Source organism: Mycolicibacterium anyangense, from assembly GCF_010731855.1.
Classification (GTDB): domain Bacteria; phylum Actinomycetota; class Actinomycetes; order Mycobacteriales; family Mycobacteriaceae; genus Mycobacterium; species Mycobacterium anyangense.
Genome location: NZ_AP022620.1, coordinates 383,679 through 408,490 on the forward strand (window position 1 = coordinate 383,679; position 24,812 = coordinate 408,490).

The window sequence follows — 24,812 nt, forward strand, 5'->3', positions numbered from 1 at the left end:
GATGTCGACCACCACCGAACGGCCGGTCGTCGAGCCCACTTTCGAGGAGCTCGCCACGCGCGTCGACGACGCGGTGGCCGCGCTGGCCGGCCTGGAACCGGCCGCCCGCGCGGTGGCCGAGGAACTCAAGGCGGCGGTCGAGGCGATCCACCGCGCCGGACTGGTGACGATGGTGCGCCGGATGCGCGCCGACGATGCTGCCCGGGCAGCGCTGTTCGATCTCGTCGACGACCCGACCGTGCACCTGCTGCTGTCGCTGCACGGGATCGTGCGCCCCGACCCGGTGACGCACGCCAACCAGGTTCTGACGCAGGTGCGGCCGCAGCTGCACAGCCACGGGGGTGACGTGAACCTGGTGCGGGTGCAGGACGGCATCGCCTATGTGCGCCTGGAAGGGGCGTGCAACGGCTGCTCGATGTCGTCGGTGACGCTGCGCAACTTGGTGGAAGAGTCACTGGTTGCCGGTGTTCCGTCGATCACCGCTGTCGAGGTGCTGCCGAACGAACCCTCGCCGACGTTGATCCCGGTGGAATCGCTGCGGATCGGTCGCGACCCGGCGGGTGAGGGATGGGTGAAGGCGGGTGCGGTCACCGATCTGCCGCTCGACGACCTGACCGCCCTGACGTTGAGCACCGCGACCGGTGCTGAGGTGAGCGTGATCGTGGTCAATGCCGGCCAGCGGTTGTCGGCCTACCGCAACGAGTGCGCCCATGAGGCGCTGCCACTGGACAATGCCGTGCTCGACCTTGGGACGAACACGCTGACCTGCCCCTGGCACGGCTTCTGCTTCGACGCGACCTCGGGGGAGTGCCTGAGTGCACCCGGTGCGCAACTCGAACAGTTGCCGCTGCGGGTCGACGGTGGTGACGTCTGGGTCCGCGTCGACGGATGAGCCGCTACACCGTTCGGCACAACATCAGTGGATTGGGCACCAAGCCCGATATCGCGCCGGTCGTCGACCGCAGCGATGGCTGGTCACCGGCGTTGTGGCTGGGCGCTCCCGCCCCGGGCGGTCTGGCGCTTCCGCCGGCGAAGCCGTCGATGGCGTGGATGTACTCCCCACGTGGGGTGTTCGTCGGCGATCAACATCTGGTGGTCGCCGACTCCGGAAATCACCGGGTGCTGATCTGGCACGAGATGCCGTGCTGCGACGAGCAACCGGCCGACGTCGTCCTGGGTCAGCCCGACGGCGAGACCGAGGGCCATGGCGCAGGCGGACGCGGCCCCGAACAGGGGATGAACCTGCCCACCGGTGTCCTGGTACACGACGGCAGGCTGATCGTGGCTGATGCCTGGCATCACCGAATCCTGGTGTGGGACAGCGTTCCCCAGAGCAGTGATGTGGCGCCTGATCTGATCCTCGGCCAGCCCGATGCCTCCTCGGTATCGGAGAACCGTGGTGGTGAGTGTTCGGCGTCGAGCTTCTACTGGCCGTTCGGGATCGCCGTGATCGGGTCGACGTTCTGGGTGGCCGACACCGGCAACCGCCGGGTCCTCGGCTGGAGCAACGGGATTCCGGGGCCCGGCCAGCCCGCCGACATCGTGCTCGGCCAGCCGGATGCCGGTTCGCGTGAGGAGAACCGCGGCGGTGCTGCCGGCCCCGCCAGTTTCCGCTGGCCGCACGACATCACCGGCCATGACGACCTGTTGCTGATCGCTGACGCCGGTGACCACCGGGTGCTCGGCTGGGCGCCGCCACCGGACTCCGACCGCGACGCCGACCTGGTGCTGGGGCAGCCCGATTTCACCACCGCCGACGAGTGGCCCTATGGGCCGCATACCAATGACCGGTTCCGGTTTCCCTACGCGGCATGCCTCGACTCGAATCGGCTGGCGGTGGCCGACACCGCCAACAACCGGATCCTGCTGTGGGACGGGGTTCCCGCCGACGGTCGCGGCGCCGATCATGTTCTGGCGCAGCATGATTTCGGCTCCAACGGCGAGAACCGGTGGACCTCGGTGCAGCGCGACACCCTGTGCTGGCCGTACGGGCTGTCGCTGCGCGGCGACACCCTGGCGGTGGCCGATTCGGGGAACAACCGCGTCATGCTGTGGGGGAGGGCCTAGGTGAGACCGCGGATCGTCCAAACCGACGACCAGATCGGCTTCTACTGGGCGACCCCGTCGGGCGCCCCCACCTCGTTGCAGGCGCTGGTGATCGACGACGACGAACCCGACCGTCTGATCGCCACCCATCTGGAAGCCCTCGACGACGCTCTGATCAGCGCCGCCACGCGATTCGGTGACGTGCTGGGCGGTGGCCGGGCACCGGCAGGTCCCGATGAGCGCGACGACCTGGTCGAATTGCATCGCAACCTGGACCGGCTGTGCTTCGAATACGCCGCGGCTCTGGAGAAGACGGGTCGCAGTGCCGATCTGCGCGCCGGCAAGATCGTCGGCACCGCTGCATTGTTCTCCATCCGGGCCCGCCAACCGTTGGGTCTGCTGGGGCCCGCGCCGTTCGACGGCGAGTTGGACGACCCCTCGATCGGGGTGATCGGCGGATTCGGTGAGTTCCACCAGGTCGATCCGGACCGGCCCTGGAAAGGTGGTCGCTGGGTGGTGAGAACCGAAGGCGGTCAACGCTTCCCGCTGACCCTGTCGATGCTGTTGTTCGACAGCTCCGGGGTCAACAAGGATGCCGCGCGCAGGGAGCACCGCGACGCGCTGCAGGCCGTGGTGTCCGCCGCCCGGTCCGCCGACGCCGACCCGCTGGCGGCGACGTGTGCGGTGGACTGGCTGCTCTACGACTGGCTGATGGCGCACCGCGAGCATCCCGACAGCGCCGAGATCGTCTTTCCCAAGGGGCATGAAGCCGATGCCGCGCTGGTGGTTTCGGCGGCGGCGGCCTCCGTGGTCGCCCGCGCGACGTTCGATCCCGGCCTGGTGCTCACCGCCGGGCGTTAGTGGTTCCGACGATGTCGGAAATGTCCGAATCGGAGAGCGTGCCTACGTAGAGTAGGCCCGTGCTGAAGGGGCTACTGGCGGCCGTCGCGTTTGTGACGTTGTTCGGTTTGACGTTGTTCGGCTACGCCCACAGTGGTCAGACACGCGTCCTGGAACGCTCGGCGCGGGCCAACGACGGCGTCAACGTCAACCTCGATCTGGTCGCCATCGATCCCGAGCGGCACGTGATCACGCTACGTGCCACGCTCTTTCCGGAGGGCCGCTACCTCGACAGCGGGAACAACACGTTCGCGGTGCCGTTGCGGGTCACCTCACTGGCGCCCAAGGACTCGGTCATCTATGACATCGACGCGGGTCAGGCGGTGGGCGGCTCGCTGGATCTCGATCTGCCCATCGTCGGCAACCCACAGAACTATCCACTGGACCACTACAGCTACTCCTACACCGATACCCAGGCTGCAGACCTGGTCCGGGCGGCACCCGTCCTGCGAATCGAGGAAGTCGGCGACGACGGCAAGGGCATCCCGGTCAAGGTCGGCCCTGGTCCCGATGAACCCGCCGGCCTGGTCGGGTGGGCCGAGCAGTGGCGGCTGGTCGCCGATGGCGCAAAGCTTCGGGTGGATCTGTCCCTGCAGCGTTCCGGTGCGGTGATCGGCGCCGTGGCTGTGGTGGTCTTCCTGGTGCTGTCCATGGCGGCGCTGGCGGCTGCGGTGGCCTGGGCGGTGGCCACCCGGCGCAGGCCCATCGAGGCCACCCACGCCAGTTGGTTTGCGGCATTGCTGTTCGCGTTGATTCCGTTGCAGCGGTTGCTGCCGGGGGCACCGGAGATCGGGGCGTGGATCGATGTGTGCGTGTTCCTCTGGGTGGCCATCGTGCTGATGGCCTCCATGGGTGTCTTTATGATCTCGTGGCTGCGTTATCGTGGCCGCCCCGACTATGCACCCGAGCGGCCGGGCTCGAGCGCATGAGCACCCTGCGGGTGGCCCGGCGTTACGACTACTTGGAGCTGGTGCTGGACTAGAGCCTCAAGGTTTGACGCCGTCGGCCCAGAACGGCCGGTGCTCGATCGGTTCGTGATCGTCGGCCGCCGAGGGTGCCTTGGCCGACCACGCGGTGCCTTCACACACCAGGTCGTGCGGCACGGGAATCTGGTTGGGCAGCAAGGCGCCGCCGGGAACCGCGTCGACGATCGACTGCACCGGCAGCGGTGGCGCCAGGGCCGCGGCGTCGGGAAGCGTGGTCAGCGCGGCCGGGATGTTCGGCACCGGAGCGGCGGCCGGAACCGGTGCGGGGAGGGCGGCCGCCGGTGCGGGGACCACGGGGACCGGGGCACCCAGCGGGACACCCACCGGGGGAACGACTACCGGGACTGCCGCGGGCGGCGCGGCGACCGGCGCCAGTGCGGAGTCTTCGATCGGCGCCGCCATCGCGACGTCGGCTGGGACCGCGGCCGCGGCGGGTGCCACTTCCGGTGCTGCGGCGGTAGCCGCTGCCTCAGGTGCGACCGGGGGTGCTGCCGCTGGAAGTGCTTGTGCGGGGGCTGCTTCGAGAGCTGGCGGGGGAGGGGCTGCCGCAACGGGCGGCGCCGCGGCTTCGGGGAGTGCAGCCGGTGGTGGCAGGGTCGGTGGTGGCAGGGTCGGTGGTGCGGCGGGTGCAGCCTGGGAGATGTCGGCGATCGGGGTGACATCGGTAATTGGCGCCGCGGCGGGGGCTGGCGCGACCGGCGGTGCCGCAGCGGCGGACGCCGGTGCGGGTGCTGGAGCGGCAACCGGTGCAACGGGTGCGGCGATGGGTGCCGGTGCGCCCACGGGGGCGGCGGCAGGAGCGGCCACGGGTGCGGCGACGGGTGCCGCAGCCCCGGCAGGGATGGGCGCGGGCACCGGTGCGGCGACGGGCGCGATCGGGGCGGCCAGGGGAGCGGGCACCGGTGCGGCCGCCGGTGCGGCGACCGGCACCACAGGAACACCCAGCGGGGCCGGCACCACCGGGACCGCTGCAGGGACCACCGGCACCGCCGCCGGTGCGGCGGCCGGACCGAGTGCGCTGTCGGTGACCGGAGCCGCGGCGACCGGCAGCGCGGCCGCCGGGGCGGGCGCTACCGGCGGGGCTGCCGCGACTGGAGCCGGGACGAGTGGCGGAGCGGCAACAGCCGCAGGCGCGGCGGCCGGTGCCGCGGCCGGGGCGTCGGGAATCGCATCGCCCAACACCTCGGGTAGCGCCTCCGGCGACGCCGCGAACTGTTCGAGGATGCTGCCACACGGCACACCCGGGCTGGCGGCGGTATCTGCACCGGCCAACGGGTGTAGGGAGAAGCCGAACAAGATCAGCGCGCTGATGCCGACCGACACGACTGCCGGGCGGTCGAGATTCGGTGACAAGACTTCCCCGTCTCTGGTGATCTTGAATCGTCAACCAGACGGTATCGGGTTGTGCGCCGCAGACAAGGGGACGTGGGTGCGGTTATGAAACCGATGCACGTCAGAGTCGTATCGGTGACCCACGTGTTGAATACATTGTGAGTCAAGGTATTTGCCGCGGAACCGGCCAGCGGATCCGCGATCAGGTGTTGTCGGCGTTGCTCCGTGGGAAGCCGCCGCCCTGCGGGAAGAGGGGGAAGACGACGTCGTCGAGCTTCTCTGGATCGCCGGCCGTGCGGTTGATCGTTGCGCCCCAGATGTTTCCGTCCGGGGACACCTGCAACGCCCAGGCGTGGCCGTGGGTGTCCTGGCGCACCACCTCCGGCTCGCCCGTCACCGCGCCGGTGCCCTGCGCGAGCCGCACCGCCACAGTTTGCTTGGTGTTCACCAGGTTCACCAGGACCGTGCCGTCCAGCGCCGCGCAGCCCGCCACGCCGGGGCGGTCGGGCCAGGTCCAGACCGTCGAAGCCTTCGAGTCGGGTCCGATGCGCTGCAGCCGGTCACCGGTGGGTGTGCGATCGGTGACGTAGAGCGCCTTGTCGGTCGGGTCGATGCACATGCCACCGCCGGAACCCATGCCAGACAGGGCGGTGGTCGGCGCCGCCTGGTTCACGGTGGTCGGCTGCTCGATGCGAATCACCTTGCCCGCCAAGGAATTCGGATCGGCAGCTAGTGCCGGGTTGCCGGCGTCGCCGGTCTGGACCACCAGAGTGGTGGGGCTGGTGAAGATCAGCGATCCGGCGTTGCCGACTGCCCCCTTGGGGATGCCGGTCAGGATGTCCTTGGGGATGTCGCCATCGGCGACCCGGATCACCCGGTTGTCGGTCGGCGTACTGATGTAGGCGTACATCAGCCGGTCCTGCGAATAGGTGGGCGAGAGCACGATGTCCAGCAGCCCACCGTCCCCGCTGGGGTCGACCGGGATCACGGTCTTGATCTTGGGCTCGGCGCTCACCGAGACCTCTTTGACCGCACCGGTGGTGCGCTCGGCCACCAGGGCGGTCTTGCTGTCGGGCCCCATGATCAGTCCGCTGGTGCTGTCCAGGCAGCCCTGCATGACCCCCGGGGCCGGGCACGCCTTCGGGAACGGCTTGGGCGGCAGCGGCGGGGGAGGCGGCGGCGTCGACGTCGGCCCGGGCGCAAGCTCAGGGGCCGTGGTGAACGGCTGCGAGATCGAGTTGTTGAACTTCGCGCAGCCCGACAGCATCAGGCCCGCCGCACATACCGCGGCCAGCACCCCATGAACCGGTCGGCGCACTCGCATGCCCGCCAGATTACGGACACCGCACCCGTGCTCGCCACGACGACCGGGCCGGGGCGGCTCCCGAACCCGGGCGGCAGGCAATATTGGCCGGTAGAAGCGCCGCTCAAATCCCCGATTTGGGCGAAGTTGCACTTACTCTGACTTCCGTGACGAGTCAAGGCCCCGAATCACGCTGGCAACGACCCGACGACTCATCGGTTCGACCTGCGTCGGCCCAACTGGTCGACCCGGAAGACGACCTCCCCTCGGCCACCTACGGCGGTGACTTCGAGACCACCAAGATCCCGCCCTACAGTCCCGCAGCGCCCGGCCCCGCGCCGGCGCCGTCGAGCGGGTACGGGCTGCTGCACGACCCTGAACCGCTGCCCTACGTTCAACCCCACGCCGAACCCGCACCGATCACCGCGGCCGGTCCCATGGAGATCGAGCCCTTCGACGCCGAGGAGCGGGCGAAAGCCGCCGGCCGCCGGGGCACCCAAGACCTGGGGCTATTGCTGCTGCGCGTGGTCGTCGGCGTCATCTTCATCGCCCACGGCCTGCAGAAGGCGTTCGGCTGGTGGGGCGGCCAGGGCATCGACGGGTTCAAGACCGCGATCGCCGACGCCGGTTATCAGCACGCCGGCATCCTGACCTACGTCGGTGCCGGTGGGCAGATCATCGCGGGTGTGCTGCTGGTGCTCGGCCTGTTCACCCCGGTGGCGGCCGCCGGTGCGTTGGCCTACCTGGTCAACAGCCTGCTCACCGTCATCTCTGCTCAGCGGCAGGAGGGCTACCTGTCGGTGTTCGGCGCCAACGGCGTGGAATACCTGCTGGTGCTCGCGACCGCGGCGGCGGCGATCATCTTGGTCGGTCCGGGCCGCTACGGCTTCGACGCCGGTCGGGGCTGGGCCCGCAGGCCCTTCGTCGGCTCCTTCATCGCGCTGGTCATCGGTATCGGCGGTGGTGTCGCCGCCTGGTTCTTCCTGCACGGCAAGCTGGGCTAATTCGTCGAGGCCGAACACACGGTGGCGACACGCCCGTCGGCTGCGCCCTGATGTCAGTCTCGAGGCGGCGAAACCCCTACCGGTAGGGGTTGGGGACCCGCCCGTCGGTGGCCGCGGTCAGCCGCGGCAGCGTGGCGAACGTCACCGCCGGCAACAGCAGGTCGCCACCATCGGTCAGCTCAGCCTTGGCCCAGCCGCTGCGCTCGAACCGCAAGCCGGCGACCTCGTCCCACCGCACGGTGCGGCTGCCCAGCAGGGTGCGCGCGGTCACCGTCTCGCGGTCAGCCACGGTGCGCAGTCGGATGATCGCCGCCGACAACACGACCGGGATCACCAGCAGCGCCATGCCCCCCGCCGGGAACATCGCCACCAGCGCCAGCAGTCCCAGCGCCAGGAACCCCGAGGCGAAGTGGGCCATCGGCGACAGCCTGATCACCACGGGTTTCCCGGGTGCAGTGGTGGCCGGGATCGGGTCGGGGGCGGAACCGGAGGACATGGCTGCATCATCCCACCATCGCTGCGGTGGCCGGGATTTGACGTCTGACCTGTGCGGAGGCTACCGTCGCAGGTTATGAAGTCCGGCGGAATTCTCGTAGTACTTGGCCAGCGCGTTGGTGCCGCGCTTGCCCCCCGCCGGGTATAGCCAACCGCACCAGCGCGCAACCCTCGTACAGCCGGCTGCTGACGGGGGTTTTTTCTTGCCCGAAGGAAACGACAACAAGGACATCGAGGACATACCGTGAGCGCACCGACCACGCGAGCACCCGAACCGGCGGCGGCATCGCCGGCCAACGGCGCCGAAGCCGCAGTGCCAACCACCGGTAACGCCGCCCACAAGGCGGGCGCACCGGCGGCCAAGCGCGTCGCCCCTTACCAGCTCACCGGTGCCGAGTCGGTGGTGCGGTCGCTGGAAGAACTCGGCGTCGACACCATCTTCGGCATCCCCGGTGGGGCGGTGCTGCCGGTCTACGACCCGCTGTTCGATTCGCAGAAGCTGCGCCACGTGCTGGTGCGCCATGAGCAGGGCGCCGGCCATGCGGCCAGCGGCTATGCCCACGCCACCGGCAAGGTCGGCGTCATGATGGCCACCTCGGGCCCCGGTGCCACCAACCTGGTCACCCCGCTGGCCGACGCCCAGATGGACTCGATTCCCGTCGTCGCCATCACCGGTCAGGTCGGTCGCGCGCTGATCGGCACCGACGCCTTCCAGGAAGCGGACATCTCCGGCATCACCATGCCGATCACCAAGCACAACTTCCTGGTCCGCAGTGGTGACGACATTCCCAAGGTGATCGCCGAGGCATTCCACATCGCTGCCACCGGGCGTCCCGGCGCCGTGCTCGTCGACATCCCCAAGGATGTGCTGCAGGGCCAGTGCACCTTCGCCTGGCCGCCGCAGATCGACCTGCCCGGCTACAAGCCCAACACCAAGCCGCACAGCCGCCAGATCCGCGAGGCGGCCAAGCTGATCGCCGCGGCCCGCAAGCCGGTGCTCTACGTCGGTGGCGGGGTGATCCGCGGTGATGCCACTGCTGAATTGCTGGACCTGGCCGAACTGACCGGAATTCCGGTGGTCACCACCCTGATGGCCCGCGGCGCGTTCCCGGACAGCCACCCGCAGAACCTGGGCATGCCCGGTATGCACGGCACCGTCGCCGCGGTCGCGGCCCTGCAGCGCAGCGACCTGCTGATCACTCTGGGGGCGCGGTTCGACGATCGGGTCACCGGCAAGCTGGACTCGTTCGCGCCCGAGGCCAAGGTGATCCACGTCGACATCGACCCGGCCGAGATCGGCAAGAACCGGCACGCCGACGTCCCGATCGTCGGTGACGTGAAACTGGCGATCGTCGAGTTGGTGGAGGCGCTGCGCAAGACCTCTTCCGCTGGCTCACCCAAGGCCAACCTGGATAACTGGTGGGAGTACCTGTCCGGGATCCGGTCCACCTACCCGCTGAGCTGGGCGCCGCAGCACGACGGCAGCCTGAGCCCGGAGTTCGTCATCTCCGAGCTCGGCAAGATCGCCGGGCCGGACGCGATCTACGTCGCCGGCGTGGGCCAGCACCAGATGTGGGCCGCACAGTTCATCTCCTACGAGAACCCGCGGACCTGGCTGAACTCCGGCGGTCTGGGCACCATGGGCTACGCCATCCCGGCCGCCATGGGCGCCAAGATGGCCCGCCCCGAGGCCGAGGTCTGGGCCATCGACGGCGACGGCTGCTTCCAGATGACCAATCAGGAGCTGGCCACCTGCGCGGTGGAAGGTGTGCCGATCAAGGTTGCGCTGATCAACAACGGCAATCTCGGCATGGTGCGCCAGTGGCAGACGCTGTTCTACGGCGAGCGGTACAGTAACACCGACCTGGCCACCCACAGCCAGCGCATCCCCGACTTCGTCAAGCTCGCCGAGGCGTACGGATGCGTCGGATTGCGTTGTGAGCGTGCCGAAGACGTGGCCGACGTCATCGCCCAGGCTCGTGCCATCAACGATCGGCCGGTGGTGATCGACTTCATCGTCGGCGCCGACGCCCAGGTGTGGCCGATGGTGGCCGCAGGCACCAGCAATGACGAGATCATGGCTGCCCGCAATATCCGTCCGCTGTTCGACGACAACGAGGAAGGCCGGGCCTGATGTCGGGAAACACTGTCACCCATACCCTTTCGGTGCTCGTTGAAGACAAGCCCGGTGTGCTGGCCCGCGTGGCCGCACTGTTCTCCCGGCGGGGCTTCAACATCGAGTCGCTGGCGGTCGGCGCGACCGAGCAGAAGAACATGTCGCGGATGACGATCGTGGTCACCGCGGAGGAGACCCCGCTCGAGCAGATCACCAAGCAGCTCAACAAGCTGATCAACGTCATCAAGATCGTCGAGCAGGACACCGAGAACTCGGTGTCGCGCGAATTGGCGCTGATCAAGGTGCGCGCCGATGCCGGCACCCGCAGCCAGGTGATCGAAGCGGTCAACCTGTTCCGTGCGAAGGTTATCGACGTGTCCACCGAGTCGCTGACCGTCGAGGCCACCGGCACCCCGGAGAAGCTCGAGGCGCTGCTGCGCATCCTGGAGCCCTACGGCATCCGGGAGATCGTGCAGTCCGGCGTGGTGTCGCTGTCCCGCGGGCCGCGCGGAATCACCAATACCAAGTAACAGACCGAAGAAAACAAAGAAAGGCAAAGGCCACCGTGGCTTCAAATTCCATCGAGATGTTCTACGACGACGACGCCGACCTGTCGATCATCCAGGGCCGCAAGGTCGGTGTGATCGGTTACGGCAGCCAGGGCCATGCCCACTCGCTGAGCCTGCGGGACTCCGGTGTGCAGGTCAAGGTCGGCCTCAAGGAAGGCTCGAAGTCGCGCGAGAAGGTGACCGAGCAGGGCCTGGAGGTCGACACCCCCGCCGAGGTCGCCAAGTGGGCTGATGTGATCATGCTGCTGGCGCCCGACACCGCGCAGGCCGAGATCTTCAAGAACGACATCGAGCCGAACCTCAACGCCGGTGACGCACTGTTCTTCGGCCACGGCCTGAACATCCACTTCGGTCTGATCAAGCCGCCGGCCGACGTCACCATCGGCATGGTCGCCCCCAAGGGCCCGGGCCACCTGGTGCGCCGCCAGTTCGTCGACGGCAAGGGTGTGCCCTGCCTGGTCGCCGTCGAGCAGGACCCGACCGGCAACGGCCTTGCCCTGGCACTGTCCTACGCCAAGGGCATCGGCGGCACCCGCGCCGGCGTCATCAAGACCACCTTCAAGGACGAGACCGAAACCGACCTGTTCGGTGAGCAGGCCGTGCTGTGCGGCGGTACCGAGGAATTGGTCAAGACCGGCTTCGAGGTCATGGTCGAGGCGGGCTACGCCCCCGAGCTGGCCTACTTCGAGGTGCTGCACGAGCTCAAGCTGATCGTCGACCTGATGTACGAGGGTGGCATCGCCCGGATGAACTACTCGGTGTCCGACACCGCGGAGTTCGGCGGCTACCTGTCCGGCCCGCGGGTGATCGACGCCGACACCAAGCAGCGGATGCGCGACATCCTCTCCGACATCCAGGACGGCACCTTTGTCAAGCGCCTGGTCGCCAACGTCGAGGGCGGCAACAAGGAACTCGAGGGCCTGCGCAAGAAGAACGCCGAACACCCGATCGAGGTCACCGGCAAGAAGCTGCGCGACCTGATGAGCTGGGTGGACCGGCCCATCACCGAAACCGCTTAAACGGACCGCCGTTTCGGCACAATCGAACCGAAGCCACGCACGGAGTTGATCTCCTGCGTGGCTTCGGCTTGTGCGGGGTGTGTCAGCGACCGGCGCAGGCCGGCACCCGACCGCATGTTTGCCCATCGCGGCCGCACTGGCGGGGCGTTGGTTGTAGTCTCTGCGCACAACTTCGGTTTTCGACGACCAGGTCGGGGGGTCGCTGTGTCCGTTGCCGATTCTGTCGGGAAGGGTCCGGACCGGCAGCAGGCGGCTGCCGGTCGCGCCCGGCTCGTCAGCGTGCGCTCCCTGGGCTGGGCTGGAGCGCTGACCGTCGCATTGGGGACGACGGCACTGGCCATGTCGGCAGCTGCGGCCGCTGACACCCAGTCGACGGCCTCCAGTGGTAAACCTTCGTCCGGGGCTGCGTCGGCTCGGACGTCTCATGCGAACAGCGCCGCGGCCGGTGCGAACAGCACTGCGCTGCTGCGGCCGTCCAGCATCGCGACGCCGACCGCGCCGCAGGCCCGTTCCGCACGCACCGCCGTCGTCACCGGTGCCCGGTCTACCAACGCTGCATCGGTGGTCAGCCCCGGCTTACTGGTCGGCAACGGCACCGCTGCTCACCCCGACGCCGGTCTGCTGGTCGGCAATGGCTACAGCTGGACCGCGCAGACCTGCAATCAGGGTGCGGCCTGTGCTGGTGGCCGGTCCGGCCTGCTGTGGGGCAATGGCGGCAATGGCTATGCCGGTGGAAACGGCGGCTCGGCCGGTCTTGTCGGCGACGGTGGTTCCGGCGGTGATGGTGTCGACGGCGGCGCGGGCGGCAACGGGGGCCGAGGAGGCCTGCTCGCGGGTAACGGCGGCTCCGGCGGAGCCGGCGGGGCAGTCACCGGGACCGGCCAGGTTGGCGGCGCAGGCGGTTCCGGCGGCGCGACCGGCCTGATATCGCTCGGCGGCGTGGCCGGCAGCGGTGGGGCCGGCGGTGCTGCCTCGGGGAATGCCGGGAAAGGTGGTGCCGGCGGGGCCGGCGGCAGCACCGGCCTCTTGGCGGTCTTCGGCCATGGCGGCGCCGGCGGCGACGGCGGTGCCGCGACCGGTTACGACGGAATCGGCGGCAACGGCGGCAATGGCGGTAGCGGCGGAGCCTTCTCGATCAGCGGCGGCGGCGACGGTGGCGCCGGCGGTGCCGGGATACGAATTGGCGGCCAAGCGGGCGCCGGCGGTGCGGCAGGGCTGATCGGCAGTGGCGGGGCCGGCGGCGACGGAGGGTGGGGTGCGGTCGGCGGCGCCGGAGGCAACGGGGGGCTTCTCGCGGGCAACGGTGGCGATGGTGGTGCCGGCGGGGCCGGGGCTGCCGGAGGGGCCGGCGGCAATGCGGTGCTCGTGGGTAATGGTGGCGATGGCGGCGCCGGCGGGGCGGGTGCACAAGGCGGACAGGGCGGGACCGCAGGTGTCCTCATCGGGATCGGTGGTGATGGCGGCGCCGGCGGGGTGTCCGCCACCGGCGGTGCCGGTGGCCGAGGTGGACTGGTGGGGATCACCGGGGCAACCGGTGCCACGGGTGGCGCGCCGACCGTCACGTTGACCTACGATCCCACCGTGGACTTCTCGACAGTGAATTTCACGATCAACGGCACGCAGGTTAACAACGTCGAAATCGACACCGGCTCAGCAGGTCTCGTGGTTCCGATCACCAAGTTGGACAGCGCGTCGCTGGGACCGACGCTCGGCGTCACCGGGATGATCCAGTACGGAACGTGGGGACGCTTCTACTACACCGTCTATGCCGCCTCGCTCGACTTCGGCAACGGCATGGTGACCGCCGGCACGCCGATCGCGGTCGTCGACCAGATCGAGGAGAAGCAGGGCGACACGTGGGTGCCGGTTCCGCAAAGCGATTGGGACGAGCAGAAATACGCGGCTGCCCTGGCCCCGACAATGGGCGTCGCCCCCTATACCGGAGGCGACATCTCCAGCCCGGTGCTGACACTCCCAGGGGGACTCGCTCAGGGCCTCTTGGTCGACATGCCCGACAGTCAGCTCACCTTCGGTGCCAACCCATTGCCCAAGGTCACCAGCGTGCCCGGCTGGTTCTACACGACGGCGACGGTCAAGATCACCTACAACGGGGTGTCGACGACCACGAAGCCCGCCACCACCACCATCGACAGCGGTGGTATCGGCGGCGGCGCCTCGGCCAGCATGCTGCCCTCGACCATCCAGGGTCTCTCCGACTATGACTCGCTGCCCGCCGGCACCCTCATCGAGGTCTTCACTCCCGATGGCTCGACGCTGCTCTACCAGACGACAGTGACCGAGTCCCAGGTCGCAGCGGGTGACTCACCCGAGTTGTGGCCGACCAGCCTGGGCTTCAACACTGGGATCATCCCGTTCCTGCAGGGGCCGATCTACTTCTCGTACACGCCCGCTTACGTTCCGAATCCCGACGACTTCTATGGTGGCACCGCCGAATTCGATTTCACACCGTCGGTGTCCGCGTCATGACCGCGATGAGGAAGCGGATGACCCGAACACCGTTGCGCCATGCCCGTTACGTGGGACGAGTCGGAGGGCTCGCGGTCGCGCTCGGCATCGGTGTCGGCCTGGCGTCGTTGGCCGGGACAGCCCACGCCGACGTGGGTAGTCCATCGCCCCACGATGCGGCGGCCGGGACATCGGCACCACGGAACCGCGGACCGGTGAATAAGATTGTACGGCAAAGAGTTACGCCAGCCGCTGCGGTGCAGTCCACTCGGTACCCGCAGGGCGGGGCTGGGATGCGCGGCCGGGCCGACTCGACAGCTCGACCGTCGTCATCGGCCGTCACGGGCCGCAGTTCGGCGACCGCCGTCGTCGCGAAACCGCTTACCGGCGATGAATCACGCCTCGCCACAAGGCCATTGGTGGACAACGCGGCGCTCGTCGGGTCCAACCCCATCCAGCAGTTCGTCAGCATCTTCGTCAGCGATGGCACCGCGGCGCACCCCGATGCCGGGCTCCTGGTCGGCAACGGGTACAGCTGGACTGCCCAGACCTGTAACCAGGGGGCGGCCTGCGCCGGGGGGCGAGCCGGTCTGCTGTGGGGGGACGGCGGAAACGGGTACAACGGCGGAAACGGCGGATCGGCGTTCCTGATCGGCAATGGCGGGGCCGGCGGTCCGGGCATCAGTGGCGCCTCGGGCGGCGCTGGGGGCGCCGGTGGCCACGGCGGCCTGTTGTGGGGTGCCGGTGGGGCCGGGGGAACTGGCGGCTACAGCACATCAGCGGGCGGACAGGCCGGTGCCGGCGGCCGGGGCGGCGACACGGGTCTGCTGTCACTGTTCAGCGTTGCCGGCGCCGGTGGCGCGGGGGGAATCGCCTCCGGCGCCGGCGGCTTGGCTGGTTTCGGTGGAGCCGGGGGTAATACCGGCCTACTGGCACATTTCGGTATCGCAGGCGCCGGAGGGGACGGGGGAATGGCCACCGGTGCCGGCGGCACCGGCGGTGCTGGCGGTGCGGGCGGCGCGGCCGGTCTGCTGACCCTCTTCGGCGCGGGTGGCGCGGGCGGTGACGCCGGAAGTGGCGCTCTGGCCGGCGGAACGGCCGGCGCCGGCGGACGGGCTGGATTGATCGGCACCGGCGGTGCCGGTGGCGCAGGTACTTTCGCCCAGCCCGGCGGGAACGGCGGGCACAGTGGGCTGCTGTACGGAGTCGGCGGCGCTGGTGGGACGGGTGGCCCTTCGGCCGTCGGCGGCACCGGCGGTGACGCCGGCCTGTTCGGCGTCGGCGGCGCAGGCGGGGCCGGTGGCGCACTGGCGCAGGGCGGTAGCGGCGGCGCCGGCGGCGTTCTGCTGGGTGCCGGGGGTTCGGGTGGCGGGGGCGGGGTCACCGCCGCCGGCGGCACCGGGGGCGCGGCCGGGCTGTTCGGTCGCCCGGGTACCGCGGGACCCGGCGGTGGTGCACCCACCGTTCCGGTGACCTACGGTCCCACCACGAACTTCTCCACCACCCAGATCACCGTGTTCGGTACGACCATCACCGCCGAAGTCGACACCGGTGCACCGGGACTGACGATCCCCATGACGCTGCTCAACCCTGCCACGCTCGGGCCATCGACCGGCGTGACGGGCGAAATCCACTACGGCACACCGGAGTTCCAGAGGGTCTACTACGATGTCTACAACGTGCCGGTGTCGTACCAGAACGGCATCGTCACCGCGGCGATACCCGTTGGTGTCATCTACCAGGTCGAATACAACGGCGGCGACGGCTGGAAGATCATCCCGCCGTCGGACTGGTCGGATCCGAAATACCAGATCACGACCGACATGGGCGTGGCCCCCGGAATCGCCGACGGCCTGGCCAGCCCGGTCAAGGGACTGCCCGGCAACCTCGCCGAGGGCTTGCTCATCGACCTGACCGCGAGCAACCCGTCGACCTCGATCACCTTTGGCCCCAACCCGCTTCCCGCCGTGAACTCCGTACCGGGCTGGTGGTACACCACCCTGGCCTACGAGGTCATCAGCTCAACCGGGTCGTCGTCGGGTATACAGACGGTGACCAACAACGCGCTGATCGACAGCGGCGGTCTGGGCGGAGTGGTACCGGACAAGTATCTGCCCCCCGATCTGGTCAACAAGGACAAGCTGCCGGTGGGAACCGTGTTCAACCTGTACACCCCGGACGGCACGACGCTGCTCTACTCGACGACCATCACCGATGACACCGGTGGCGCGTTCAAGACCTTCATCCAGTCCGGCGATTACCTCAATACCGGCATCGCGCCGTTCCGGCAGGGGCCGATCTACTTCTCCTACCCGACGAAGGACGGCGTCGCGGTCTTCGACTACGGGCCCTGATCACAAGGTCAGGGCCGCAGTGACGGCAGCGTCAGCCCGAACTCCCGTTTCAGGACGGTGCGGGCGGCGTAATAGCCGCACATCCCGTGCACACCGGTGCCCGGCGGGGTGGCCGACGAGCACAGGTAGGCCTTGGGGATCGGGGTGGTCCACGGATTCCACCGCAGGGTCGGACCGATCAGAGCGCCGAACAGCGTTGCGCCGCCGACGATGATGTCGCCGCCGACATAGTTGGCGTTGTGCGCGGCCATGTCCGCGGCTGGTACACAGCGCGCCGCCACCACCAGGTCGCGGAACCCCGGGGCGGCCTCCTCGAACATCGAGGTGATGGTGTCGGTGAGATCCGCCGACGAGTAGGCCGGCACATGGGCGTACGTCCACAGCGGACGGCGGCCTGCAGCGTCGATACGGGACGGATCGCCCAGATGCGGCAGCGCGGCCAGCGTCATCGGCCGCTGCGCATGACGGCCGGCGGCGATCTCCTTCTCCGACTGGGCCATCTGCGCCCGGGTGCCGCCCAGGTGCACCGTCGGTGACGACGCCATCCGTTCATCGCGCCACGGAATCTCCCCGGACAGCACGAAGTCGACCTTGCAGACGCCGGGCCCGTAGCGGTAGCGGCGCAACGCCTTGGCATATCGGTCGGGCACCGCCGAACCGTAGATGTCCAGCAGCGCGGTCGGCGCGGTGTCGTAGATGACCACCCCGGGCGGCGGCGATGTCACCGGCTCGCCCACCATGAGTCGACCGCCGTGGGCCTTGAGATCGGCCAGCAGTGCGTCGACGATCACCTGGCTGCCGCCGACCGGCACCGGCCAGCCCGCAGTGTGCGCCACGGTGGCGAGCATGACGCCCGCACCGCTGTTCACTGGCGACGGCATCGGTGAAATGGCATGTGTCCCAACGCCGGTGAACAAGGCTCGGGCATCCTCGCCGCGCAGCATCCCCCATGCGGGGCTGCCCTGGGCCAGGACCCGAAGGCCGGTCCGGACGGTTGTGGGCAGGTCCGGCGGCAGCGACCGCTTGTCGCCGAGGAAGAAGCCCAGCACCCCTTCGGGGCGGGCGGTTAGCGGGCCGAGCAGGGTCCGCCACGAATCACCGTGATCCAGCTCCGCGCAGGTGCGCTCCAGGTCGTGGTAGGCGATGGCGGCCCGCCCGCCGGGTAGCGGATTGGCGTAGGAAATGTCGGGAACCACCAGCTCCACCCCGCGGGCGGGCAGGTCGAACTCGGCGAAGAACGGTGAGGCCAGCGCCAGCGGGTGGATCGCCGAGCAGATGTCGTGGTGCACCCCGTCGTACTCGGGGTCCGCCACGGTGCGGGCTCCGCCGCCGAACGTAGGCTGGGCCTCCAGGACCTGCACGGCCAGTCCGGCCCGGGCACAGATGACCGCAGCCGCCAACCCGTTGGGACCGCTGCCGACGACGGTGACGTCCACCTACCCAGTACACCGCACCGCCGACGGCGGCGGCCAGCCGAGCGGGACAGGTGCCGGGACGAGGCCGTCGGGAATCTCTGGCCGTTTCCAGGCCAGAAGGTCGCCACGATAGGCTGACCGCCGTGAATCTGCCCGTTGTGTTGATCGCCGACAAACTCGCCGAATCCACCGTCGCCGCGCTCGGAGACCAGGTCGAGGTGCGCTGGGTCGACGGCCCGGACCGGCCGAAACTGCTGGAAGCCGTCGCGGACGCCGACGCCCTGCTGGTGCGCTCGGCCACCACCGTCGACGCCGAGGTGATCGCGGCCGCGCCCAAGCTCAAGATCGTGGCCCGCGCCGGCGTCGGCCTGGACAACGTCGACGTGCCCGCGGCCACCGCCGCCGGTGTGCTGGTGGTCAACGCGCCGACCTCGAACATCCACAGCGCCGCCGAGCACGCCCTCGCGCTGATGCTCTCGGCCGCCCGCCAGATCCCCGCCGCCGACGCGACGCTGCGCGAGCACACCTGGAAACGCTCGTCGTTCAACGGCACCGAGATCTACGGCAAGACCGTCGGGGTGGTGGGCCTGGGCCGCATCGGGCAGCTTGTCGCCCAGCGCCTGGCAGCCTTCGGCACCCATGTGATCGCCTACGACCCCTACGTGCCGCCGGCCCGCGCCGCCCAGCTGGGCATCGAACTGCTCGCACTCGACGATCTGCTGCCGCGTGCCGACTTCATCTCCGTGCACCTGCCCAAGACACCGGAGACCGCCGGCCTCCTGGGCAAGGAGGCCCTGGCCAAGACCAAGCCCGGCGTCATCATCGTCAACGCCGCCCGCGGCGGCCTGATCGACGAACACGCCCTGGCCGAGGCGGTCAAGAGCGGCCATGTGCGTGCGGCCGGCCTGGACGTGTTCTCCACCGAGCCGTGCACCGACAGCCCGTTGTTCGAGCTGCCGCAGGTCGTGGTCACCCCGCATCTGGGTGCGTCGACGTCGGAGGCGCAGGACCGGGCTGGCACCGACGTCGCCGAAAGTGTGAAGCTGGCGCTGGCGGGGGAGTTCGTGCCCGACGCCGTCAACGTCGGAGCGGGCGCAGTCAGCGAGGAAGTGTCGCCCTGGCTGGATCTGGCACGCAAGCTCGGCGTGCTCGTCGGTGTGCTGACCAAGGAGCCGCCGACCACCCTCAATGTCCGGGTGAGCGGCGAGCTGGCCGCCGAAGATGTTGAGGTACTGAAGCTTTCGGCGCTGCGTGGCTTCTTCTCCACGGTGACCGATCAGCAGGTCACGTTCGTCAACGCCCCGGGCCTGGCCAATGACCGCGGTCTGCAGACCGAGCTGACCACCGCCAGTGAGAGCCTCAACCACCGCAGCGTGGTCGACGTGCGAGTGGTCGGACCGGACGGCTCGGCGACCAACGTGTCGGGCACCCTGTCCGGGCCGCAACAGACCGAGAAGATCGTCCAGATCAACGGGCGCAACTTCGATCTGCGCGCCGAGGGCGTCAACCTGATCCTGCACTACACCGATCAGCCCGGCGCGCTCGGCAAGATCGGCACCCTGCTCGGCGCAGCCGACGTGAACATCCTGGCGGCGCAGTTGAGCCAGGACACCACCGGTGCGGCCGCCACTGTGATGCTGCGGCTGGACCGCGACGTCCCGGCCGACGTCCGGACGGCCATCGGTGACGCGGTGGGTGCGGTGACCCTGGAAGTGGTGGATTTCTCATGAAACTGGCTGTCATCGCGGGCGACGGCATCGGCCCGGAAGTCATCGGCGAAGCCCTGCAGGTCCTCGACGTCGTGCTGCCAGGGGTCGACGCGACCGAGTACGACCTCGGTGCGCGGCGTTACCACGCCACCGGGGAGTTGCTCACCGAGGAGACGATCGAGGAGCTGCGCGGCTACGACGCCATCCTGCTGGGTGCGATCGGTGACCCGTCGGTGCCCAGCGGTGTGCTCGAGCGTGGCCTGCTGCTCAAACTGCGTTTCGCCCTGGACCACCACGTCAACCTGCGGCCCGGCCGGCTCTATCCCGGTGTCAGCAGCCCACTGACCGGGGTCAGCGGCATCGACTTCGTCGTGGTGCGCGAAGGCACCGAGGGCCCCTACACCGGCAATGGCGGCGCCCTGCGCGTCGGCACCCCGCATGAGGTCGCCACCGAGGTCAGCGTCAACACCGCGTTCGGCGTCAACCGGGTGGTGCGCGACGCGTTCGCGCGCGCCCAGTCCCGCCGCAAGCACCTGACCCTGGTGCACAAGACCAACGTGCTGACCTTCGCGGGCAGCCTGTGGTCGCGGATCGTCAACGAGGTGGCCGCGGAGTACCCCGAGGTCGAGGTGGCTTATCAGCACATCGACGCCGCGACCATCCACATGGTGACCGACCCGGGCCGCTTCGACGTGATCGTCACCGACAACCTGTTCGGTGACATCATCACCGATCTCGCCGCCGCGGTCTGCGGTGGAATCGGTCTGGCCGCCAGTGGCAACATCGACGCCACCGGTGCCAATCCGTCGATGTTCGAGCCGGTGCACGGCAGCGCACCCGATATCGCGGGCCAGGGGATCGCCGATCCGACCGCCGCTGTGATGTCAGTTGCCTTGCTGCTCAACCACATCGGCGAGGACGCTGCGGCCGCCCGGGTCGACAAGGCGGTGGCCGAACACCTTTCGACCCGCGGCGACGCGACGTATTCCACCAGCGAGGTCGGCCAGCGGATTCGCGCGTCGCTCTAGGTCTGAGTGCTGGGCGGATCGGTCGGCACCAGAGGCAGTGCGGCGACCGGGAACAGCGCGCACACCGCAAACGCGACGGGATAGCCCAGCGCGCCGATCAACGCGCCGAACAACGGCGGGGTCAGCCCTGCCGTCAGCAACTGACTGGTGTTCTGCGCGCCCAGCGCCCGACCGCTCCAGAACGGGCCGGCGATCTCGGCGATCGCGGTGAAAGCCAGACCGTTGTCGCTGACCGTGATCGCCGACGCGGCCATCATCACCGCGATGCTCCAGGGCGAGTGCAGTGCGTCGGTGATCGCCAGCACCACCATCGAGGCCGCGGCCGCCGCGGCGATCATCCGAATCGGCCGCAGCCGCAGGCCCATCCAGTCCGACCATCGGCCGGCGGCGATCCGGCCCAGTGCTCCGAACACTTGGGCGACCATCACCAGCACGCCGGCGGACTCCGGTGTCCAGCCGCGCTGAGTGATGAGCCACACCAGGGCGAAGGTCCAGACCACAATCTGCGGAACCACCAACAACACCGACACGGCGTGGATGCGCCACAGCACCGCCGACCCGCGGTACGGATTGGCCAGGTGCTCGGCGGGTGCGTCGGCGCGCGGCGGCCGCGGCGGGTCGAGCACCAGGACCGCGCACACCACTGCGGCGACCGCGCACACCACACCGGGGAACAGCAGCGCCGGGCCGAGGCCGAACGTCTGCGCCAGTCGCGGGATCACCAGCGCGCCGACGCCCACGCCCAGCGGCTGGGCGGTCTGGCGGATGCCCATCACCAGGCCGCGCTGCTGCGGTGGGAACCAGCCGACGACCAGTCGCCCACTGGCCGAGTTGCTGGAGGCCGCGGCCATCCCGCCCAGCACCAGGAAGACGCCCATCACGACCAGTGAGTGCGCAGTCGCGGCGCCGAAGGCGGCAGCCGCGGTGAGTGCCGAGCCGGCGGCCAGGACGAACCGCTCGCCGATGCGGTCCACGACGTAGCCCCAGGCGAACAGGGTGGCAACCATGCCGAAACTGGGCAGCGCCGAGATCAGTCCGGCCTTGGCCAAGTCCAGGCCCATCGTCGTGTGCAGGGTGGGAATCAGGAAGGCGACGCCGTTGATGAACACATTGGCCGACAACGTGGCGAACAGTGCGATGACGAGCATCGACCATCGGCGGACGGTACTGATCGCGGCAGCGGGCATGCCGCCATCGTCGCATGCGTATCCCACAATGCTGAATTGATATCTCATATTATGGGATACATCGGGTGCGGAATCCCACACCCCGAGTGCGGGTGCGGGTACGCGTGCCTCCTCGCTCAACGGGCAGCACGGGCACTACTAGGCTTTACCGAATGCGCCTGGGTCGAATTGCCAGTCCTGACGGTGTCGCCTTCGTCAGTATCGAAGGTGACCAGTCGGACCTCGTTGCCCGTGAGATCGCCGAGCATCCCTTCGGCACCCCCACCTTCACCGGCCGGAGCTGGCCGCTGGCCGACGTCCGGCTGCTGGCGCCGATCCTGGCCAGCAAGGTGGTGTGCATGGGCAAGAACTACCTGGCCCATATCGAGGAGATGGGGGGGCCGGCACCAGAGGATCCGGTGATCTTCCTCAAACCCAACACCGCGATCATCGGGCCCGGGGTGCCCATCCAGCTGCCGGCGCAGGCCTCGCCGGTGCACCATGAGGGCGAGCTGGCCGCGGTCATCGGCCGTCCCTGCAAGGACGTGCCTGCCGCGAGGGCGGCCGAGAACATTCTGGGCTACACCATCGCCAACGACATCTCCGCGCGCGATCAGCAGAAGGCCGACGGCCAGTGGATCCGGGCCAAGGGCCATGACACCTTCTGTCCGGTGGGCCCGTGGATCGTCACCGACCTCGATCCCTCGGATCTGGAGATCCGCACCGAGGTCAACGGTGAGGTGCGCCAGCTCAGCCGGACCTCGATGATGATCCACGACATCGGCGCCATCATCGAATGGATTTCTTCGGTGATGACGCTGCTGCCCGGCGACCTGATCCTGACCGGTACGCCGGAAGGCGTCGGGCCGATCGAGCACGGCGACACCGTCAGCGTCAGCATCGAGGGTATCGGCACCCTGACCAACCCCGTGGTGCGGAAGGGCAAGTGATGAGCCAGACGTCCACTAGTGCTGTGCGGGTGCGTTTCTGCCCGTCGCCCACCGGCATTCCTCATGTCGGCATGGTGCGTACCGCGCTGTTCAACTGGGCCTACGCCCGCCACACCGGCGGCACCTTCGTCTTCCGCATCGAGGACACCGACGCCCAGCGTGACTCCGAGGAAAGCTATCTGGCCCTCCTGGAGGCGCTGCGCTGGCTGGGCCTGAACTGGGACGAGGGCCCGGAGGTCGGCGGCCCGCACGAGCCCTACCGCCAGTCGCAGCGCAAGGAGCTCTACGCCGAGGTGTTGGCCAAACTCGTCGACGCCGGCGAGGCGTACCCGGCCTACTCCACTCCCGAAGAAGTGGAGGCGCGGCACCTGGCCGCCGGGCGCAATCCCAAACTGGGATACGACAATTACGACCGGGATCTGACCGACGAACAGCGCGCCGCCTACGCTGCCGAAGGCCGCAACGCGGTGTTGCGCCTGCGGATGCCCGACGAGGACATCAGCTGGCACGACATGGTTCGCGGCACAACGACATTCGCCGCCGGTACGGTTCCGGACTTCGCGCTCACCCGAGCTACCGGGGAACCGTTGTACACCTTGGTCAATCCGGTCGACGACGCGCTGATGAAGATCACCCACGTGCTGCGCGGTGAGGACCTGTTGCCGTCGACGCCGCGCCAGATCGCGCTCTACCAGGCACTCATCCGCGTCGGGGTTGCCGATCGGGTACCCGAATTCGCCCATCTACCACCAGTTTTGGGGGAGGGCACCAAGAAGCTGTCCAAGCGTGATCCTGAGTCCAACCTGTTCCTGCACCGCGAACGCGGGTTCATCCCCGAAGGTCTGCTGAACTATCTGGCGTTGCTGGGCTGGGGGATTGCCGAGGATCGTGACATCTTCAGCATCGAGGAGATGGTCGGCGCCTTCGACGTCGTCGACGTCAACTCCAATCCGGCCCGCTTCGACCAGAAGAAGGCCGACGCCGTCAACGCCGAGCACATCCGCCGCCTGGAGCCGGCCGAGTTCGCCCGGCGGCTGGCCGCCTATTTCGCCGAGCACGGCCATGACACCGGACTCGATGACGCCGGCTTCGCCACTGCCGCCGACCTGGTGCAGACCCGCATCGTCGTGCTCTCCGACGCCTGGGTACTGCTGAGGTTCCTCAACGACGACGCCTACGAACTGGACCCCAAGGCCGCGGCCAAGGAGCTGGGCCCGGACTCCGCGCCCGTGCTCGAGGCCGCGATCACCGCGCTGGACGCCGTCGGCGACTGGGCGGCCGCGAGCATCGAAGAGGCGCTCAAGGCGGCACTGCTCGACGGACTCGAACTCAAGCCCCGCAAGGCCTTCGGGCCGATCCGGGTCGCGGCCACCGGAGCCACCGTGAGCCCGCCGCTGTTCGAGTCGCTGGAGCTGCTCGGACGCGACCGCAGCCTGGCCCGGTTGCGCCAGGCCCACGCCGACGCCGGGGGGCGGTAAAAGTAGGCCGAAATCTTTGATAGTGTGCTCGTCGGCCCGCAACCGATGCCGGACAGGCTCTGATCGCCCGCTACACTGGGTGATAGCCTTCTGACCAGCGGTTATAGGCCGCCAATGGGGTATGGTGTAATTGGCAACACAGCTGATTCTGGTTCAGCCATTCTAGGTTCGAGTCCTGGTACCCCAGCAGTTTCGTCGGTACGGCACCGGATTTCGTTGGTTCGAATTCCTGGGCTATGCTGACTTCCCGGTGCGCCGCACGGCGCGCCACGGATTGGTTCTGGCCCCGTCGTCTAGCGGCCTAGGACGCCGCCCTCTCACGGCGGTAGCGTGGGTTCGAATCCCATCGGGGCTACCAAACCGACAACCCCTGGATTTTCTCCAGGGGTTGTTTGCTTTGTGTGGCGTTCTCGCAGACGCCCCGGGCCGGCCGCATCGAGGCGCATAATTCGCGCTGACATTGCGTGCTGAGAGGA

General features: G+C 68.8%; 19 protein-coding genes and 2 tRNA genes. 16 read left to right on the forward strand and 5 right to left on the reverse strand.

All coding sequences use genetic code 11. From position 1 onward, the window contains the following. The first annotated feature begins 1 nt into the window (after nucleotide 1). Genes G6N35_RS01770 through G6N35_RS01785 form a run of 4 tightly spaced genes read left to right on the forward strand, consistent with a single transcriptional unit; the run spans nucleotide 2 to nucleotide 3,875 of the window. Entirely contained in the window at nucleotides 2–892 is an 891-nt protein-coding gene (locus G6N35_RS01770; RefSeq protein WP_163802690.1) for a NifU family protein, read from the forward strand. Beyond that, nucleotides 889–2,067 (forward strand): NHL repeat-containing protein, encoded by a 1,179-nt coding sequence (locus G6N35_RS01775; protein WP_163802691.1) that lies wholly within the window; start codon nucleotides 889–891, stop codon nucleotides 2,065–2,067. The genes G6N35_RS01770 and G6N35_RS01775 overlap by 4 nt, the downstream gene beginning before the upstream one ends. Further along, the gene (locus tag G6N35_RS01780; RefSeq protein WP_163802692.1) at nucleotides 2,068–2,907 is read left to right on the forward strand and encodes a hypothetical protein; all 840 of its coding nucleotides are present in this window, start codon (nucleotides 2,068–2,070) and stop codon (nucleotides 2,905–2,907) included. A 59-nt stretch (nucleotides 2,908–2,966) separates the two neighbouring features. Continuing rightward, nucleotides 2,967–3,875 carry a DUF8686 domain-containing protein gene (locus tag G6N35_RS01785; RefSeq protein ID WP_163802693.1) on the forward strand — a complete coding sequence of 303 codons (909 nt, stop codon included), beginning with the start codon at nucleotides 2,967–2,969 and terminating at the stop codon, nucleotides 3,873–3,875. A gap of 57 nt (nucleotides 3,876–3,932) precedes the next feature. On the opposite strand, the gene G6N35_RS01790 is transcribed toward G6N35_RS01785, so the two are convergent. Both G6N35_RS01790 and G6N35_RS01795 read right to left on the reverse strand, forming a co-directional pair. Beyond that, a complete protein-coding gene (locus G6N35_RS01790) occupies nucleotides 3,933–5,285 on the reverse strand; it encodes a hypothetical protein (RefSeq protein WP_163802694.1) in 1,353 nt (450 codons plus the stop codon). Nucleotides 5,286–5,466: 181 nt separating this feature from the next. Continuing rightward, a complete protein-coding gene (locus G6N35_RS01795) occupies nucleotides 5,467–6,588 on the reverse strand; it encodes a PQQ-dependent sugar dehydrogenase (protein ID WP_163802695.1) in 1,122 nt (373 codons plus the stop codon). A 146-nt stretch (nucleotides 6,589–6,734) separates the two neighbouring features. Between G6N35_RS01795 and G6N35_RS01800 the strand changes: the two genes are divergently transcribed. After that, nucleotides 6,735–7,571 (forward strand): DoxX family protein, encoded by an 837-nt coding sequence (locus G6N35_RS01800; protein WP_179967301.1) that lies wholly within the window; start codon nucleotides 6,735–6,737, stop codon nucleotides 7,569–7,571. 76 nt (nucleotides 7,572–7,647) lie between these two features. Here the strand turns inward: G6N35_RS01800 and G6N35_RS01805 are convergent, their stop codons facing one another. After that, nucleotides 7,648–8,067, reverse strand: coding sequence for a PH domain-containing protein (locus G6N35_RS01805; RefSeq protein WP_179967302.1), 420 nt, complete (start codon nucleotides 8,065–8,067; stop codon nucleotides 7,648–7,650). A gap of 243 nt (nucleotides 8,068–8,310) precedes the next feature. On the opposite strand from G6N35_RS01805, the gene G6N35_RS01810 reads away from it, so the two are divergent. From G6N35_RS01810 to G6N35_RS27010, 5 genes are all read left to right on the forward strand, one after another. Further along, nucleotides 8,311–10,200: an acetolactate synthase large subunit gene (locus tag G6N35_RS01810; RefSeq protein ID WP_163802696.1), complete on the forward strand. Its 1,890-nt coding sequence runs from the start codon at nucleotides 8,311–8,313 to the stop codon at nucleotides 10,198–10,200. Further along, the gene (gene ilvN / locus G6N35_RS01815) at nucleotides 10,200–10,712 is read left to right on the forward strand and encodes an acetolactate synthase small subunit (RefSeq protein ID WP_163802697.1); all 513 of its coding nucleotides are present in this window, start codon (nucleotides 10,200–10,202) and stop codon (nucleotides 10,710–10,712) included. Before G6N35_RS01810 ends, ilvN begins: the two co-directional genes overlap by 1 nt. Before the next feature lie 56 nt (nucleotides 10,713–10,768). After that, nucleotides 10,769–11,770 (forward strand): ketol-acid reductoisomerase, encoded by a 1,002-nt coding sequence (gene ilvC / locus G6N35_RS01820; RefSeq protein ID WP_163807409.1) that lies wholly within the window; start codon nucleotides 10,769–10,771, stop codon nucleotides 11,768–11,770. A gap of 204 nt (nucleotides 11,771–11,974) precedes the next feature. Beyond that, nucleotides 11,975–14,257, forward strand: a complete 2,283-nt coding sequence (locus G6N35_RS01825; RefSeq protein WP_163802698.1) for a PecA family PE domain-processing aspartic protease — start codon at nucleotides 11,975–11,977, stop codon at nucleotides 14,255–14,257. A 398-nt stretch (nucleotides 14,258–14,655) separates the two neighbouring features. Continuing rightward, nucleotides 14,656–16,590: a hypothetical protein gene (locus G6N35_RS27010; RefSeq protein ID WP_179967303.1), complete on the forward strand. Its 1,935-nt coding sequence runs from the start codon at nucleotides 14,656–14,658 to the stop codon at nucleotides 16,588–16,590. A gap of 8 nt (nucleotides 16,591–16,598) precedes the next feature. Here G6N35_RS27010 and G6N35_RS01835 read toward each other — a convergent pair whose 3' ends face one another. Beyond that, nucleotides 16,599–18,026, reverse strand: coding sequence for a phytoene desaturase family protein (locus G6N35_RS01835; protein ID WP_163802699.1), 1,428 nt, complete (start codon nucleotides 18,024–18,026; stop codon nucleotides 16,599–16,601). 122 nt (nucleotides 18,027–18,148) lie between these two features. Between G6N35_RS01835 and serA the strand changes: the two genes are divergently transcribed. Together serA and G6N35_RS01845 are read left to right on the forward strand one after the other, a co-directional pair. Further along, a complete protein-coding gene (serA, locus tag G6N35_RS01840) occupies nucleotides 18,149–19,735 on the forward strand; it encodes a phosphoglycerate dehydrogenase (RefSeq protein WP_163802700.1) in 1,587 nt (528 codons plus the stop codon). Beyond that, the gene (locus G6N35_RS01845) at nucleotides 19,732–20,742 is read left to right on the forward strand and encodes a 3-isopropylmalate dehydrogenase (protein ID WP_163802701.1); all 1,011 of its coding nucleotides are present in this window, start codon (nucleotides 19,732–19,734) and stop codon (nucleotides 20,740–20,742) included. Before serA ends, G6N35_RS01845 begins: the two co-directional genes overlap by 4 nt. Here G6N35_RS01845 and G6N35_RS01850 read toward each other — a convergent pair. Next, nucleotides 20,739–21,929, reverse strand: a complete 1,191-nt coding sequence (locus G6N35_RS01850) for an MFS transporter (protein ID WP_163802702.1) — start codon at nucleotides 21,927–21,929, stop codon at nucleotides 20,739–20,741. The two genes, G6N35_RS01845 and G6N35_RS01850, sit on opposite strands and share 4 nt — an antisense overlap. A gap of 152 nt (nucleotides 21,930–22,081) precedes the next feature. Between G6N35_RS01850 and G6N35_RS01855 the strand changes: the two genes are divergently transcribed. From G6N35_RS01855 to G6N35_RS01870, 4 genes are all read left to right on the forward strand, one after another. Further along, on the forward strand, nucleotides 22,082–22,858 hold the full coding sequence (locus G6N35_RS01855) for a fumarylacetoacetate hydrolase family protein (RefSeq protein ID WP_163802703.1): 777 nt from the start codon (nucleotides 22,082–22,084) through the stop codon (nucleotides 22,856–22,858). Further along, a complete protein-coding gene (gene gltX / locus G6N35_RS01860; protein WP_163802704.1) occupies nucleotides 22,858–24,336 on the forward strand; it encodes a glutamate--tRNA ligase in 1,479 nt (492 codons plus the stop codon). The genes G6N35_RS01855 and gltX overlap by 1 nt, the downstream gene beginning before the upstream one ends. A gap of 115 nt (nucleotides 24,337–24,451) precedes the next feature. Next, nucleotides 24,452–24,523: transfer RNA gene (locus tag G6N35_RS01865), tRNA-Gln, on the forward strand. A 95-nt stretch (nucleotides 24,524–24,618) separates the two neighbouring features. Next, nucleotides 24,619–24,694, forward strand: a tRNA-Glu gene (locus G6N35_RS01870). Nucleotides 24,695–24,812: the final 118 nt, after the last annotated feature.

What these genes read in the sequence shown, in the direction of transcription:
- G6N35_RS01770 (WP_163802690.1), top strand. Translation starts at nt 2, where the DNA reads ATGTCGACCACCACCGAACGGCCGGTCGTCGAGCCCACTTTCGAGGAG.
- G6N35_RS01775 (WP_163802691.1), top strand. Translation starts at nt 889, where the DNA reads ATGAGCCGCTACACCGTTCGGCACAACATCAGTGGATTGGGCACCAAG.
- G6N35_RS01795 (WP_163802695.1), bottom strand. Translation starts at nt 6,588, where the DNA reads ATGCGAGTGCGCCGACCGGTTCATGGGGTGCTGGCCGCGGTATGTGCG.
- G6N35_RS01805 (WP_179967302.1), bottom strand. Translation starts at nt 8,067, where the DNA reads ATGTCCTCCGGTTCCGCCCCCGACCCGATCCCGGCCACCACTGCACCC.
- ilvN (WP_163802697.1), top strand. Translation starts at nt 10,200, where the DNA reads ATGTCGGGAAACACTGTCACCCATACCCTTTCGGTGCTCGTTGAAGAC.
- ilvC (WP_163807409.1), top strand. Translation starts at nt 10,769, where the DNA reads ATGTTCTACGACGACGACGCCGACCTGTCGATCATCCAGGGCCGCAAG.
- G6N35_RS01845 (WP_163802701.1), top strand. Translation starts at nt 19,732, where the DNA reads ATGAAACTGGCTGTCATCGCGGGCGACGGCATCGGCCCGGAAGTCATC.
- G6N35_RS01850 (WP_163802702.1), bottom strand. Translation starts at nt 21,929, where the DNA reads ATGCCCGCTGCCGCGATCAGTACCGTCCGCCGATGGTCGATGCTCGTC.
- G6N35_RS01855 (WP_163802703.1), top strand. Translation starts at nt 22,082, where the DNA reads ATGCGCCTGGGTCGAATTGCCAGTCCTGACGGTGTCGCCTTCGTCAGT.
- gltX (WP_163802704.1), top strand. Translation starts at nt 22,858, where the DNA reads ATGAGCCAGACGTCCACTAGTGCTGTGCGGGTGCGTTTCTGCCCGTCG.